This window comes from Neisseria sp. HMSC70E02 (genome assembly GCF_001838645.1).
GTDB classification, from domain to species: Bacteria; Pseudomonadota; Gammaproteobacteria; order Burkholderiales; family Neisseriaceae; genus Neisseria; species Neisseria macacae.
On sequence record NZ_KV838095.1, the window covers coordinates 28,527 to 43,429 of the forward strand.

16 protein-coding genes and 1 pseudogene are annotated in these 14,903 nt (G+C 51.6%); 2 read left to right on the top strand and 15 right to left on the bottom strand.

Annotation, left to right across the window (positions count from 1 at the left end):
* Positions 1-7: 7 nt before the first annotated feature.
* From HMPREF3277_RS06670 to bioA, 4 genes are all read right to left on the bottom strand, one after another.
* Positions 8-517 (bottom strand): DUF4189 domain-containing protein, encoded by a 510-nt coding sequence (locus tag HMPREF3277_RS06670; RefSeq protein WP_070870434.1) that lies wholly within the window; start codon positions 515-517, stop codon positions 8-10.
* 184 nt (positions 518-701) lie between these two features.
* The gene (locus HMPREF3277_RS13715) at positions 702-1,223 is read right to left on the bottom strand and encodes a DUF4189 domain-containing protein (RefSeq protein ID WP_094113492.1); all 522 of its coding nucleotides are present in this window, start codon (positions 1,221-1,223) and stop codon (positions 702-704) included.
* 205 nt (positions 1,224-1,428) lie between these two features.
* Positions 1,429-2,097 carry a dethiobiotin synthase gene (bioD, locus tag HMPREF3277_RS06675; protein ID WP_070870436.1) on the bottom strand — a complete coding sequence of 223 codons (669 nt, stop codon included), beginning with the start codon at positions 2,095-2,097 and terminating at the stop codon, positions 1,429-1,431.
* Positions 2,094-3,389, bottom strand: coding sequence for an adenosylmethionine--8-amino-7-oxononanoate transaminase (bioA, locus tag HMPREF3277_RS06680; RefSeq protein WP_070870437.1), 1,296 nt, complete (start codon positions 3,387-3,389; stop codon positions 2,094-2,096). Before bioA ends, bioD begins: the two co-directional genes overlap by 4 nt.
* Before the next feature lie 182 nt (positions 3,390-3,571).
* Between bioA and HMPREF3277_RS15290 the strand changes: the two are divergent.
* Positions 3,572-3,700, top strand: a pseudogene (locus HMPREF3277_RS15290) (IS5/IS1182 family transposase); the annotation flags it as partial.
* 115 nt (positions 3,701-3,815) lie between these two features.
* Here the strand turns inward: HMPREF3277_RS15290 and HMPREF3277_RS06685 are convergent.
* The 3 genes from HMPREF3277_RS06685 to HMPREF3277_RS06695 all read right to left on the bottom strand — a co-directional run bounded on the left by HMPREF3277_RS06685 (position 3,816) and on the right by HMPREF3277_RS06695 (position 6,198).
* Positions 3,816-4,283, bottom strand: coding sequence for a DUF4279 domain-containing protein (locus HMPREF3277_RS06685; RefSeq protein ID WP_094113491.1), 468 nt, complete (start codon positions 4,281-4,283; stop codon positions 3,816-3,818).
* A gap of 32 nt (positions 4,284-4,315) precedes the next feature.
* Positions 4,316-5,518 (bottom strand): tryptophan synthase subunit beta, encoded by a 1,203-nt coding sequence (trpB, locus tag HMPREF3277_RS06690; RefSeq protein WP_070870442.1) that lies wholly within the window; start codon positions 5,516-5,518, stop codon positions 4,316-4,318.
* 74 nt (positions 5,519-5,592) lie between these two features.
* Positions 5,593-6,198: a uracil-DNA glycosylase family protein gene (locus tag HMPREF3277_RS06695; protein WP_070870444.1), complete on the bottom strand. Its 606-nt coding sequence runs from the start codon at positions 6,196-6,198 to the stop codon at positions 5,593-5,595.
* 178 nt (positions 6,199-6,376) lie between these two features.
* Between HMPREF3277_RS06695 and HMPREF3277_RS06700 the strand changes: the two genes are divergently transcribed.
* Positions 6,377-7,021 carry a hypothetical protein gene (locus HMPREF3277_RS06700; protein ID WP_003756053.1) on the top strand — a complete coding sequence of 215 codons (645 nt, stop codon included), beginning with the start codon at positions 6,377-6,379 and terminating at the stop codon, positions 7,019-7,021.
* Between the two features lie 52 nt (positions 7,022-7,073).
* On the opposite strand, the gene HMPREF3277_RS06705 is transcribed toward HMPREF3277_RS06700, so the two are convergent.
* The 8 genes from HMPREF3277_RS06705 to HMPREF3277_RS06740 form a co-directional block, all read right to left on the bottom strand.
* Positions 7,074-7,976, bottom strand: a complete 903-nt coding sequence (locus tag HMPREF3277_RS06705) for a DMT family transporter (protein WP_070870446.1) — start codon at positions 7,974-7,976, stop codon at positions 7,074-7,076.
* Positions 7,977-8,059: 83 nt separating this feature from the next.
* Positions 8,060-9,748, bottom strand: coding sequence for a glutamine--tRNA ligase/YqeY domain fusion protein (locus tag HMPREF3277_RS06710; protein ID WP_070870448.1), 1,689 nt, complete (start codon positions 9,746-9,748; stop codon positions 8,060-8,062).
* A 123-nt stretch (positions 9,749-9,871) separates the two neighbouring features.
* Positions 9,872-10,495 (bottom strand): hypothetical protein, encoded by a 624-nt coding sequence (locus HMPREF3277_RS06715; protein ID WP_070870450.1) that lies wholly within the window; start codon positions 10,493-10,495, stop codon positions 9,872-9,874.
* A gap of 149 nt (positions 10,496-10,644) precedes the next feature.
* Positions 10,645-11,421, bottom strand: coding sequence for a DeoR/GlpR family DNA-binding transcription regulator (locus HMPREF3277_RS06720; protein ID WP_039410480.1), 777 nt, complete (start codon positions 11,419-11,421; stop codon positions 10,645-10,647).
* 159 nt (positions 11,422-11,580) lie between these two features.
* Entirely contained in the window at positions 11,581-12,297 is a 717-nt protein-coding gene (locus HMPREF3277_RS06725) for a GntR family transcriptional regulator (RefSeq protein ID WP_070870452.1), read from the bottom strand.
* A 362-nt stretch (positions 12,298-12,659) separates the two neighbouring features.
* Positions 12,660-13,079: an OsmC family protein gene (locus HMPREF3277_RS06730; RefSeq protein WP_003741038.1), complete on the bottom strand. Its 420-nt coding sequence runs from the start codon at positions 13,077-13,079 to the stop codon at positions 12,660-12,662.
* A gap of 107 nt (positions 13,080-13,186) precedes the next feature.
* Positions 13,187-13,993, bottom strand: coding sequence for a bifunctional hydroxymethylpyrimidine kinase/phosphomethylpyrimidine kinase (thiD, locus tag HMPREF3277_RS06735; RefSeq protein ID WP_070870454.1), 807 nt, complete (start codon positions 13,991-13,993; stop codon positions 13,187-13,189).
* A gap of 76 nt (positions 13,994-14,069) precedes the next feature.
* Positions 14,070-14,819, bottom strand: a complete 750-nt coding sequence (locus tag HMPREF3277_RS06740) for a lysophospholipid acyltransferase family protein (RefSeq protein WP_003776778.1) — start codon at positions 14,817-14,819, stop codon at positions 14,070-14,072.
* Positions 14,820-14,903 lie beyond the last annotated feature (84 nt).

Here is a 14,903-nt window from a genome sequence, read left to right on the forward strand (position 1 = left end):
AAATCGTTTAACGGCGGTAATCGGGATGGAAAGAACAACCTGAATATTTAATAACGCATTTATCAGAATATTCACTACATGCAGCTAACGCTTTCTGTTCCGCTTTTTCCAAATAAGCATCATTTTTTGCTCCATATCCTTCAGTACCTATCGCAATTGCACTGCAAAAATTGCGTACTTCAGTCAACATTCTACAACCTTTTCCTTCGCTTTTAGTTACTGGATTTCGCCCCCCTCCCGCCTTGATACAATTTGCCAAAGCTTCTTTATTTGCAGAACGGTAGCCTTCGGTATTGTTTTCGGAATACCCAATTGCGTCATTGACTGGGTTGTAATAAATAGCACCCCAACGATCAGGCACTATATAACCCCTTCGGGAAGAACCAGAATTACCACTATTCCAGCCACAAGCACTACCATCAACAGTTTGACAATAACCGTCTGTCGGGTTGCCTCCCAACGGATTGGCAGAAGCAAAACCACTTACTATCATAAATATGAAAAGAATTTTTTTCATTATGAATCCTTTATTTTATTACAGTACCACTATCATCTTTTTGGGCTTATATCTCGCTATTTCACAAACAGCCCTGCATGATCGTAATCTGCACAATACCCAGTCACGATGGAATATTGCTTAGTTACTGTATAAAATTTTTCAGACGACCTCAAATCTTAAAAAGACCATCTGAAAAATCAAATCAATCAACACGATAATCAGGGTGACGGGAACATGCAGAATAGCGTATTTCACAAGAATCAGAATATTTACTGCATGTTCTCAAAACTTCTTGCTCAAGTTCATCCAAATAGTCGCCACTTTTAATGGCATAGCCTTTGGTTCTTCCCATTGCGATGGCACTGCAAGAATTCCTATTTCTAGTTCCTAACCTGCACCCTTTTCCGTCAGGAGCTATAGGATTCTGACCGCCGCCTGCTTTGATGCAGCTTGCTAGTGCTTCTTTTTCAGCACCTCCATAACCTTTGGTATTATTATCTGAATAACCAAATGCCCTATTTGCAGGATTATAATAAATGGCGCCCCAACGGTTGGGAATATTAATTACCCGTCGTGACGCAGACGAACCGTTTGCCCCGCACCCTGCCAAATCAGGACGTTGAATACAGGGATTCATCACCGGATCATTAATGGCATTCAGCCCGTCGGCAGAGATAAACCCACTTAATGCCATAGAAAATACTAAAAATATTCTTTTTACCATCTCATCCTCCATTTCTTACTACCAAAGACATTGTGTTACTCCCTTTATCCTTAATCCCTAGGCACATTAGCAACAAACCTAAAAAACTTCAGCCCCTTAGAAATACTGCTTGGACAAATCATACAGCAAACACAAGCTAAACCCCAGTTCCGTCAATATCGCCAGCGACAGCACAATTTCGTTCAGCAGCAATGCTCCGCCACTTTTAATCGTTTTCAGACGACCTTTCGTCCGTCTCCACCTTATCCAACTCCATCCACTCCGCATCGGGAAAATCTGTTTTCAGACGACCCTTTAGATATGCCGAGCTGTCTTGGGCGATGTGTTCGTCGCGGCTGTCGTGGATGTGGTTGAAAATCAGGCTGTGCAGGCTGATGCCGTATTGTTTGAGCGCGGCGAAACTGAGCAGGGTGTGGTTGATGCTGCCGAGCCGCCCGCTGGTAACGAGAATGACGGGATAAGCCTGTTGCTGAATATAATCAATGGTTAACAGATTTTCCGTCAGCGGAACCATCAATCCGCCCGCGCCTTCGACCAATACGATTTCGTATTGTGCCGCCAGTTGCTGCGTGGCGGTGCGGATTTTGTTCAAGTCCAAAGTCCTGCCGTCCAGACGGGCGGCGAGATGGGGCGAGGCGGGATAGCTGAAGATTTCGGGCATGGTCAGCCGCTGTTTGTCAGCTTCCTGCATGGGTATGCCCATGATGTTGCGGTGGACGGCGATGTCGTCGGCGATGTTTTGGCAACCGGTTTGCACGGGCTTTTGCGTGATCACGCTTTTGCCCTGCTGCAACAATTGTTTTGCCAACATGCCGGTGGCGACGGTTTTGCCGATGTCCGTGTCTATGCCGCTGACGAAGTAAACGCCTTTCATTTGCTGTGTTCCTTCAAGATTTGTATGGTTTTGTCGGCAAGTTCGGTCAAGAGGTCGTCTGAAATGATGTAAGGCGGCATGAGGTACACCAGCCTGCCGAATGGGCGCACCCAAATGCCCTGCGCCACGCAATCCGCTTGAAAACGCGCCATATCCACGCCTTTTTCCAGCTCGATCACGCCGATGGCACCCAAAACGCGTACGTCTTTTACGCCGCGAATGTCCCACGCGGTTTTCAGACGACCTTTCAGGATGCTTTCGATGCGGCAGATATTTGCCTGCCAATCTTGGGACAAAAGCAGTTTGACCGAAGCGCAGGCAACGGCACACGCCAGCGGGTTTGCCATAAATGTCGGGCCGTGCATAAACACGCCCGCTTCGCCGCGCGAAATCGTTTCGGTGACTTTTTGCGAAGTGATTGCCGCCGCCAGCGTCATATAGCCGCCGCTCAAGCCCTTGCCGATACACATAATATCCGGCACGACCTCCGCGTGTTCGCAGGCAAACATCTTGCCTGTACGCCCGAATCCGGTGGCGATTTCGTCAAAAATCAACACGATATCAAATTCGTCGCACAAATCGCGCAATCCGCGAAGATACTGCGGATGATAAAAATACATGCCGCCCGCGCCCTGCACGACCGGTTCCAAAATAAAGGCGGCGATATCCGCATGATGCGCTTCAAACAAGGCGCGGACAGGCTGCAAATCCGCCCCGTCCCATTCATCGTCGAAACGGCTTTTCGGATTATTGACAAAATAACGCTGCGGCAGAGCGCTGCCGAAAATATGGTGCATCCCCGTTTCCGGATCGCAGACGGACATCGCGTTCCAAGTATCGCCGTGATACCCGCGCCGCACCGTCGCAATATTCTGCTTCGCGGTCAAACCCCGCGCCTGCTGGTATTGCACCGCCATTTTCAACGCAACTTCCACCGAAACCGAACCCGAATCCGCATAAAAAATACGGTTCAGCCCCTGCGGCAAAATCCCGACCAACAACTTGCCCAGTTCCACCGCCGGCCCGTGCGTCAAACCGCCGAACATCACATGCGACATTTGCTTAATCTGCGCCTCAACCGCCTGATTCAAAACAGGATGATTGTAGCCGTGTATCGCACACCACCAAGACGACATCCCGTCAATCAACCGCGTGCCGTCCGCCAATTCAATATGCACGCCCTCCGCACGGCGCACCGGATAAACAGGCAACGGGTCGGTCATGGACGTATAGGGATGGAGCAGATGGGCGCGGTCGAAATCGAGCAGGGAGGAAGTGTGTTCGGGCAACATATTTTCTGAGAAGGGTTTATATCAAATTTCGCTATTTTAACCCACTCTGATTAGATGAAAACCTGAAAAGTCCCTATCGGATAAGGGAAAGGTCGTCTGAAAACCTGTTTTCGGTGATGTGGTTCATATCCGGCATAGTATGCAGAAAAATATCAGGCAGCCTAAAAATAACGCCGTTTGAAAGGCGGATTTTCAAACGGCGTTATAGTGGATTAAATTTAAATCAGGACAAGGCGCCGAAGCCGCAGACAGTACAGATAGTACGGCAAGGCGAGGTAATGCCGTACTGGTTTAAAGTTAATCCACTATATTTTGGAAATTTCAAGTGAGATAGCTAATCACGGCGTAAACATGAATACGCCCTATATCCTGTCAATATCCAAAACCAAAGACATTAAAAGACAAATTCAGGTCAATGAAGGCAGATTAATGCAGCGTACTGTTTGATCCTTCATCAGAGTCGCAGAAATTGCAGTAATGATAGACGTCGACGTCTATTTCCGTACCCGTCAAATAACAAAATTCTATGATTTCCCGACTAAATCCTATATAGGGATTTTGTTCTGCATCCACAACATATTCAGGGACAATTTCCAACCAAAATTTTGCTTGGTATTGCCGACGGAATCGGGCAAGCGCATCAATGTTCCCGTGTAATTGGCGGACAATCCGCAGGCACTGCCCTTCTGCATCATTGACCGGCTGATCTTGGCGGCAGCCATTCCATGCGCTCCAATCAGCCGGCTGTGGGCGTAGCATTCCATTAGCTAAATGCATCTCTCCACATCGGGTAACAGAAAACGGCTGGATACCGAGCAATTGCGTCAATTCATCGGCGCAATTGTGGTCGGACACCATACGGAAATAGCTGTAACAATTGGGGAGAATCATCATATTTTTGTTTTCAGACGACCTTCACATCATCCCTACAACTCAATCCCTTTCAGCTTCGCCACGGTGTTGATGTCTTTGTCGCCGCGGCCGGACAGGTTGACCAGAATCACTTGGTCTTTGCCCATCTTCGGCGCGTTGGCGACTGCCCATGCGAGGGCGTGGCTGGATTCGAGCGCGGGGATGATGCCTTCGAAGCGGCACAACAAATCAAAGGCCTCGAGTGCTTCGTCGTCTTTGGCGACGGTGTATTCGACGCGATTGATGTCGTTCAGGTGGCTGTGTTCCGGGCCGATGCCGGGGTAGTCGAGACCTGCGGAAACGGAGTGCGTACCCAAGACTTGGCCGTTTTCGTCCTGCATCAGGTAGCTGCGGAAGCCGTGCAATACGCCGATGGGGGCTTTGCTGGTAATCGGCGCGGCGTGGTCGGGGGTGTCCACACCCAAACCGCCGGCTTCCACGCCGACGAGGCGCACGTTTTCTTCGCCGATATACGGGTGGAACAGGCCGATGGCGTTCGAGCCGCCGCCGACGCAGGCAACGGCGACGTCGGGCTGTCTGCCGATGGCTTCCTGCATCTGTGCTTTGGCTTCGTTGCCGATAACGCATTGGAAATCGCGCACCATTTCAGGATACGGCGCGGGGCCGGCGGCGGTGCCGATGATGTAGAACGTGTTGTCCACGCGGGCGACCCATTCGCGCATGGCTTCGTTCATCGCGTCTTTCAGCGTGCGGCTGCCGCTGTCGACGCTGACCACGTTTGCGCCCAACAATTTCATGCGGAACACGTTGGGCATTTGGCGCTGGATGTCGTCCGCGCCCATGTACACGTCGCACGTCATACCGAAACGGGCGGCGACGGTAGCGGAAGCGACGCCGTGTTGGCCCGCGCCGGTTTCGGCGATGACGCGTTTTTTGCCCATACGGCGGGCAAGCAATGCCTGACCGATGGTGTTGTTTACCTTGTGCGCGCCGGTGTGGTTCAAGTCTTCGCGTTTCAACCAGATTTGCGCGCCGCCCAAATGCTCGGACAATCGCGCGGCATGGTAAACGGGGCTGGGGCGGCCGACGTAGTGTTTCAAATCGCGGTGAAATTCTTCCCAAAACAACGGGTCGTTTTTCGCTGCTTTATAGGCATCCGCCAGCTCTTGCAAGGCGGGAATCAGGGTTTCGGCAACATAAAGTCCGCCGTGTTCGCCGAAAAAGCCCTTCTCGTCGGGCGCGTGGTAGTTTTTCATCGGATTTCTTCCTTGTCTGTTTTTTCAGACGGCCTCGCTTTAAGAAGGTCGTCTGAAAGGGAAATTGTCGGCAATTATAACTGCTTTTCACACAAACCCGCCATTTCGAAAAACGCCCGATACGCCGCTACCTTTTTCGCCAAACTCAAAGGATAGGCGCGCGAAGTGGACGGCAGGCGGGTCAGCGTCAAATCCCGTCCGGCAAACGGAAACGGCACGGTTTCACCCGTTTTCGGCATTTTGATGCCGCTGCCCTGAATATCGAGCAGGACTTCCGTCGCCTTACCGCCGGTGGTACAGATATGGCGGCAGTCGGGCATCTGCGCCAACACCACCGCTAAATCGACGGTTTCCACCACTTGCAAAAACTTGTCGGACGCATTACCGTGTTCCCGCACCGCCTTCAACACAGTCGGACAGGAGGCAATCCCCCGTTCGCGCAAAAACGCCTTGATTTTCTCCGCATCAAACGCTTTTTCAGACGGCATCTGGAAATGCGCCGCATCATTAAAAAACACCAGCCCGTAGACGCGCCACATATCGTTTTGAAAATTCGGATAATGAAACTGCATCGCGCGTTTGTCTTCCTTGGGCGGAAACGTCCCCATCATCATTACCGTCGCCTGCGACGGCAGCAAGGCGGGGAAAGGGTGGGTTTCAATTTCGAGCGGAGCAGACATCATGATTTCCTTGATAAAAAATATTGAACACAAAGCAACCGGTTGCTGCCTTTTCAGACGCCCCCTGCCTTATCCTGAAACAAGTTTACAAGCCGACAGACAACGTTATCGCAAACGGAACAGCCGCTTTAGCGATATGTTAGAATAAAACCACGAAACATAGAAAAGAAAGGTCTCAATGCAAAAAATTCCTATTGAATACTACAACCTCAATTTATTCGAACAACTGGACAGGCCTGTCATTGCTTTCGTAAAAAAAAGGCCGTTCAGGAAAGTGGAGAACCTTCATGTCTTTGCTTCAACAGAGGCATATGAAAAAGAAAGGAGAAAGTTTGAAATCACCGGCTACAAAGCGCAAACCATCCCTTTAGGCATGTCTCTTGATGCGGTTATCTGGCAACCCTATTATGTAAACCTTGTTATATCCGGACTTGATACATCGGACATTATCTTTTCCAAAGACGATTTGCAGCCCCTGAAAGACCTTATCGACAGCTTTTGCATTATGTTTGCAGCAACAAATGCCGAAATAGAAAATGCGAAAGCCTACGAGTTGATGAAAAACAAAACCGTTTATTTTCTCGGACAACTCCTTGCCAAAGAGTTTAAGGTGGGAGACAGAATCGGTTTCGAAGGCATTCAAAGAGAATCAGACGGTAAACATTATGTATCCGTCAAATGTTTCCTGACTAGGGAAAGTGCTGAAAAATTCAATATGAACAACCGCCCCGTAACGCCCGCCAATTTGGGATACCTCAAATATTTCTGGTGCAAACCGGTCATTATCGAACCACACCGAGACTACTGGATTGAGTTTCTATAACACTGACAGAGCATCCATCGTTTGATAAGGAACTTATCCTCTCTTGAATCTTTCAGACGACCTTCTGCCCGTACCGCATCAGCGTCATTCCGCCAACCGCTGCCGCGCAGCCCGCAATCAGCGAAATATGCAAAGGTTCGCCCAAAACCCATGCCGAAGACAGCATACCGAAAATCGGCACGAGCGTAATATACGCCGCCGCGCTGCCTGCACCTAAAATCTTCACGCCTTCAAAATACCACGCGTAGGCCAATACCGTCGCGCCGATGACCAGCCACGCCAATGCCGTCCAACCGCGTGCATCCATCACCGCCATTGCCTCAAACGGCAATCCGTCCGTCCACAACGCCACCACCGACAACATCAGCGCGCCGATGAATGAAGTTGCCGCCGTTACCGTCAACGCGTCTATCCCACGTAAAACCGCACGTCCGATTAAGGTATAAGCTGCCCAGCAGACCACGCAGCCGAAAATCAGCCACTCCCCCGCCTTGATTCCGCCCGACAATACCGTCAACGGCTGTCCTTGCGTTACCGCCGTTATCGCGCCACAGACCGCCAGCAGCATACCCGCCAAAATCTTCGCGTTTAACCGTTCGCCGAAAAGCCAAGCCGCCAGCAGCAGCGTCAGCACGGGATTCACCGCCACCACCACCGCCGCCTTACCCGCCGGCATCGCCTGCAAACCCAGCATGAAAAACACCGCATAGCCGCACACCCCGACGGAAGCGGCTGCCGTCAAGCCCAGCCATTGCCGCGCCGACAAAACCGCCAAAGTCGCAAACCTGCTGCGTGCAAACAGCCAGCCCAACAACAAAACCGAAGCCAACACAAACCGAACCGCCCCGCCCGTCAGCGGCGGCAGCGACTGCCCCAGCATCCGCCCCATCGGCCAAGATGCACCCCACAACACCGCCATCCCCAGCAGTTTCAAATGTACAGAATAACGTTCCATCTCATTCCTTTATCAACAAAGGTCGTCTGAAAACCCGATTTCAAGTTTTCAGACGACCTTCTAGTATTGCTGTTGCCAACAGATTACTTGGGCTGCCAAGAGTCTTTCAGCGTGACCGTGCGGTTGAACACGGGCTGCTCTGGGCGGTGGTCTTTGCGGTCGGTCACGAAATAGCCCAGACGCTCAAACTGCCAACGGCTTTCGGCGGGCAGGTTTTTGGCTGCGGGTTCGGCGTAGGCGGTGATTTCTTTGACGGACTCGGGGTTGAGGAAATCGGTAAACGGCAGGTATTCGCCGTCTTCGCCGCGCACGGCATCGGGACGCTCGACGGTAAAGAGGCGGTCGTACAGGCGGACTTTGATTTCGGCGGCGTGTTCGGCGGAAACCCAGTGAATCACGCCTTTGACTTTTCTGCCTTCGGGATTTTTGCCCAAGGTGTCATGGTCGATGCTGCATTTGAGTTCAACCACATTGCCTGCCGCGTCTTTCACTACTTCGTCACACTTGATGACATAGCCGTGGCGCAGGCGCACTTCGCCGCCCAGGGTCAGGCGTTTGAAGCCTTTGGGCGGATTTTCGGCAAAGTCGTCGGCTTCGATGTAGATGGTTTGAGACACGGGGATTTCGCGCTCGCCCATTTCTTCGTGATTGGGATGGAACGCGGCACGGCGGCTTTGGGTTTTGCCGGCTTCAAAGTTGGTCAGGGTGACTTTGAGCGGGTTCAAAACCGCCATCAGGCGCGGGGCGGAGTTTTCCAACTCTTCGCGAATCGCGCCTTCCAACACGCTCATATCGACGATGTTTTCAGATTTGGAAATACCGGCGCGTTTGGCAAACAGGCGCAGGCCTTCGGGCGTGTAGCCGCGGCGGCGCATACCGGAAATCGTCGGCATACGCGGATCGTCCCAGCCGGTAACGTGGCCGTCTGAAACCAGTTGGTTCAGCTTGCGTTTGGACGTGATGGAATACAGAAGCTCCAAACGGGAAAACTCGTATTGGCGCGGGCGGGTGGCGTGCGGCGCAGGAATGTTGTCCAACACCCAGTCGTACAGCGGGCGGTGGGCTTCAAATTCGAGCGTACACAAGGAATGCGTGATGCCTTCGATGGCATCGGAAATGCAATGCGTGTAGTCGTACATCGGGTAGATGCACCATTTGTCGCCGGTGTTGTGGTGATGGGCGCGGCGGATACGGTAGATGACGGGGTCGCGCATATTGATGTTGCCTGATGCCATGTCGATTTTCAGGCGCAGGGTTTTGCTGCCGTCGGGGAATTCGCCGTTTTTCATGCGCGTGAACAGGTCGAGGTTTTCTTCGACGCTGCGGTCGCGGTAAGGGCTGTTTTTGCCCGCTTCGGTCAGCGTGCCGCGGTATTCGCGCATTTCTTCGGGCGTCAAATCATCAACATACGCTTTGCCGTCTTTGATTAAACCGACGGCGTAGTCGTAAAGTTGGTCGAAATAATTGGAAGCGAAACGCGGCTCGCCCGCCCAATGGAAACCCAGCCACTCGACATCTTCTTTGATGGCGTTGACGTATTCGTCGTTTTCTTTTTCGGGGTTGGTATCGTCGAAACGCAGGTTGCACAAGCCGTCGTAAATATACGCCAAACCGAAGTTCAGGCAGATGGATTTGGCGTGGCCGATGTGCAGGTAGCCGTTGGGTTCGGGCGGGAAGCGGGTTTGGATGGCTTCGTGTTTGCCGCTTTTTAAGTCTTCTTCGATGATGGTGCGGATGAAATGGTTGTCCGCGAATTGGTCTTTGTTGAGCATGGTCGGGAGCTATCTGAAAATATGATGTCGTGCCGATTTTACCTGAAAACAGGACGGCTTTACAGTCAATACAAGGTACAGAGGTCGTCTGAAAACCGTTTCAGACGACCTCTGTATAGACAATTACGAATCGGATGAAAGATTGGAATGGTCGGAAGCATTGTCTCCCGGACGTTTAAATGCGGTTGATGAATCGATAAAATCAACCAGCCGGTTCATCAACAGAACGATACCCAAAATAACCAAAATTGCGATTGGGTAAAAAATCCAAAGCAAACCGGTAGTGCCGATAAAAGACCAGCGCATGGACGCCCAAAATGCTTGAAGTGAGGATTTTTCCAAAGAGAGCAACTTGGGGCGGGCTGCGGTAGCGATAATGGAAGCAATCAGCGAACCAACATAAAATACAGGCAACCCTAGCCACAAAAAACCTGATCCGTGATGATCGTAATTAGGGGAGTAAGGGTCATTATGACTGTCAGCACTGTCTACCGCCATCATAAACAACAACCAAAGTATGGTTGTTATCCACACGCTGCCCGCCACAGTAGCAGGTCGCAAACGATGGGAAAGCAGGACATAAACCAGATTCGCCGAGACAAGCATCAACATACCGGCAATCAATGTAATCCCGAAGCGTTCGGGGTCTGCCTGACTGAACCATATCGAAGTCGTGATGATAATAATGATAGTGCCAGCCAATGAAAGGCCGGAAAATGTTCTTTCGCTGATACGGGGGAAATTCATCTTGATGTCTTTTCAAAACTGTTCTTCTGAATCCAAGAACATTCATGTACGGATGATTGTTTTCAGACGACCTGCACACTCAATAGCAGCTATCTGAAAACGCTTCCCCATTGTACCCGAATTTCATTAACCTTTTGTAACCCCCGAAATCAAAGCGGCACAGGCTCGGCAACCAGCCATTCTACGCCCGCATCGCCCAAAACCTTCTGCATGGCGGCTTCCGGTACGCGGTCGGTAAATACTTTGTCAAACGAGCCGATGTCGCCCAGCCTGACCAAGGCATTGCTGTTGAATTTGCTGTGGTCCACGCCCAAATACCTGACCCGCGCATTGGTCATCATCGCCTGCATGACGCTGACTTCTTTATAGTCGTAGTCCAAAAGCGATCCGTCGCTTTCCACGCCGTGCGTACTCATAACGGCATAATCGACTTTAAACTGATTGATAAAATCGACCGTCGCCACGCCCGTAATCCCGCCGTCCAAGGGGCGCACGACGCCGGAAGTGATGATGACGGTGTAGTCGGTGCGCGCGGACGTGATGGAGGCGACGTAAATATTGTTGGTGATAATCCGCAGGTTTTTACGCTGCTTGACCAACTCGGCGGCAACGGCTTCCATCGTCGTGCCTATGCTGATAAACAGCGACGAATTGTCGGGAATGTGGGCGGCAATCAGGCGGGCGATGGCGTTTTTTTCATTTTGGCAGTGTTTTCGCTTGCCTTGAGCCACGCCGCCGGAAATATCGCCGACCGACGCTCCGCCGTGATAACGCTTCAACTGCCGCGTTTCACTCAATTCCTGTATGTCGCGGCGTATGGTCTGCGGGGTCACGTCCAAGGCTTCCGCAAGCTGCTCGACCGTCATGAAATGCTGCTCGCGTACCAGGGCGAGGATGTGTTCGTGTCTTTGTATTTTCGGTTTCATCTGGATTCGTTTCAATTCGTTCCGGTTCGTTTGAATTCGGATTGTACGCCTTTTGCCCAAAATCGGAAAAGGCTGCCGCCGATTCGGCTTTACCCAAAACCAAAGGTCGTCTGAAAACCTGAATCCCGGTTTTCAGACGACCTTTTTGCTGTGTCCGTGTTATTCCGCTTCGTATTTGCGTTCCAAACGCTCCACGCACGCGCTTAAGTGTTTGCGCATGACTTTGACCACGCGGTTGCGTTTGCCGTTGACCAGCAGGTCGAGGATTTCGCGGTGTTCGGAATGGGTGTGGGTGTTGATGGTGCGTTTTTCATGACGCTGCGCATCGAAGACGGCGACGATGAGCGAAGAGCGGGCGCACAGGGTGTTCATGATGTCGAACAAGACGTTGTTGTCGATCAGGCGCGCCAGTTCGACATGGAAGGCGTTGGACAGGCGGTTCCAACCCACGCGGTCGCCACTGTCGGACGCCTGTTCTTCACGCTCGATCATGGCGTAGAGCGGCTGGAGGCGGGTTTCCAAATCGGGCATATCGGACAGGAGGTTCAAAATCATGCTTTCCATTTCGATACGCGCGTTGAACACGTCCTGCATTTCCTTCAAATCGGGAACATGAACGAACGCGCCGCGATTGGGTTGCAAATCAACGATTTTGTCGTGTGCCAACAGGGACAGCGCGCCGCGCACGGTATTGCGCGAGCAAACCATCTGGCGGCAAAGCTCGGATTCGGTCAGTTTTTTGCCGGGCAGCAAAACATGGTCGGTGATGCCGTCCAAAATCAGGGCGTAAACGCGGAACAGCTCCGAATCATGCCTGCCTGGCGGCATCATGGAAGAAGGGGTAGGCGCATGGAGGGTATCGTTATCGGTATTCATTATTTAAGCTCTCCTCATAGTCTGGCGTGTCATATCGTTTGAAATAACAGAAATTTTTCAGCAGCGGCAAACCGCCCCTTATCGCTTTTTGCTTGATTCCATTTCGATATAGCACAAAATCTGATTAAGATATAATTAAAAATTGTTGACAATCTCTAGTGAAGCTTGCACAATATCCTCACAAGGCCAAGTTATGAAGGCTGATAGAGAGAGAATCCACAATAAGCAAGCAGATATATTCATAGTGTAGCGTGAATATATCTGCTTTTTTGTCGGGCGGGCTTTATTCACGCTTTAACAATATTCCGCCTCTAAACGCTTTTCAGACGACCCCTGAAGGATACGGGGGGTCGTCTGAAAAATTACTCCGCTTCGACGGTTTCAAAACTGTGGGTGATTTTCGCCGCCTTGCCCAGCATAATCGAAGCGGAACAATATTTTTCGGCGGACATCTGCACGGCGCGCTCGATGGCGGATTCGGTCAGGTTGTGTCCGATGACTTTAAAATGGATGTGGATTTCGGTAAACACGCGCGGGGCATCGTCGGCACGCTTCGCAGTAACCGTCGCCTGGCAGTCCACCACCTTTTGACGCTGCTTCTCGGCAATCATCACGACATCAATGCTGGAACAGCCCGCCACACCCAAAAGCAGCATTTCCATCGGGCTGGGACCGCGTTTTGCCTGCCCTTCCGCCGCCGCGCCTTCCATAACGACGCTGTGTCCGTTTTCGGTCGTGCCGACAAAGCACATTCCGTCTATCCATTTTGATGTAACTTGCATGATGTCTCTTCCGCGAAGTTGAAGTTGGTTTGCCCAATATTGTAAACAAATTTGACTGATAAATATAGCAAGAGGTCGTCTGAAATTTCCGTTTCAGACGACCTTATTCAATCCCGATAAGCCCAATGATTGACCGGACCGTGTCCCGCGCCGATGTTCAAAGGGTTGCGAATCGCTTCGGTAATGTATTTTTTGGCGGTTTGCACGGCTTCGAGTGTTTCGAAACCTTTTGCCAACTCGGCGGCGATACAGGCGGAGAATGTGCAGCCCGTACCGTGCGTATGCGCCGTCGGAAAGCGGCGGTCGGCAAATTCAAACACGTCATCCGGTGTAAACAGCCAGTCGATGCAGTATTCGCTGCGGCTGTCGCCCAAATGCCCGCCTTTAATCACCACGTTTTTCACGCCGCAATCTTGCAGGATTTTAGCAGCGCGTTCCGCATCTTGGCGGTTTTCAATGCGCACGCCCGTCAAGGCTTCCGCTTCAGGCAGGTTCGGCGTCAGAATGTCCGTGTCGGGCAACAGCAGACGTTTCATCGCTTCGACGGCAGAATCCTGCAACAGCGGCGCGCCGCCTTTGGCAATCATCACCGGATCGAGGACGCGCTTGCCGAAACGGCATTTTTTCAGATTTTCGGCAACGCATTCAATCACTTGAGCCGTACCCAGCATCCCGATTTTATAGGCGCGGATTTCAAAATCGGCGCGGACGGCTTCGATTTGCGCGGTAATGATGTCGGTCGGAACCAGATGCACCGCCGATACGCCGAGCGTATTTTGCGCGGTCACGGCAGTCAACACGCTGGTGCCGAACACACCGCGCATCTGAAACGTCTTCAAATCCGCCTGTATCCCCGCCCCTCCGCCGGAATCCGAGCCGGCGATGGTCAGCGTTTGGACGAATGTTTCTTCCATTTGGCTTCTCCTATTGTTTGGTTTGATGAAACGGTTCGGATAGCGGTTTGAAGTTCTTTTCGTTTGTTTGGACCTATCAGCCCAATTTTTTTAATTCTCGGCTCAAGATGCCGTGTATTTCCAGCGCCGTTTCGTAGCGGTCTTCTTTGGCGGGAACCGGCTCCAGAAAATGCAGCTCCACCTTGCTGGAAGGCTGGCTGATGATCATACAGATGGATTGCCACAGGCTGGTATCGCCCACATAAGCCGCCTGAAGGTTCGGACTGGTGCCGTCGGGATTGGGGTAGCGGCAGAGCATGGGGATAATGGGAACGCCTGCATCGTAGGCGGTTTGGAAAAAGCTGGGCTTGAACGGGAGGATTTCATAACCTTCCGTACTCGTCCCTTCCGGGAAAATGGTTACAGTATCGCCGTTTTTAAGGGCTTCGGTTACCGTGGCGATTTTAGCGGTATTGCCTTTGGTGCCTTTATTGCGTGAAACGTAAACGGTCTGCGCCTGCGTGGCGAGATAGCCGACCACCGGCCATTTGGCGACATCGTCTTTTGCCACAAACCGACCCGGAAAAGCGCCGTTGACCGCCATGATGTCCAACCAAGAGATATGGTTGCTGATTAACAACTGCGCCCGCCCTTCCTGAGGCAACGTACCGAAGGTTTCCAGCTTCATGCCGCAGGAAGCGAGGACGCGCAGCGACCAGATTTGGATAGCGCGCAGTTTGCGCCGTTTGCTGTAAAAGGGAAACAGGAAGAACATTTCCGCCATACCGTAAAGCAGGCAGATGCCGATGCAGAGCAGGCGGAAGGTAAAACGTAGTTTGGCAATCATAAGGTTGTGGTGTGTGCAATCTTGGTATAGAGTGAAACCGCTAAAAATCAATTATAGTCAATTAAAATCAAAATAGGACAGTAA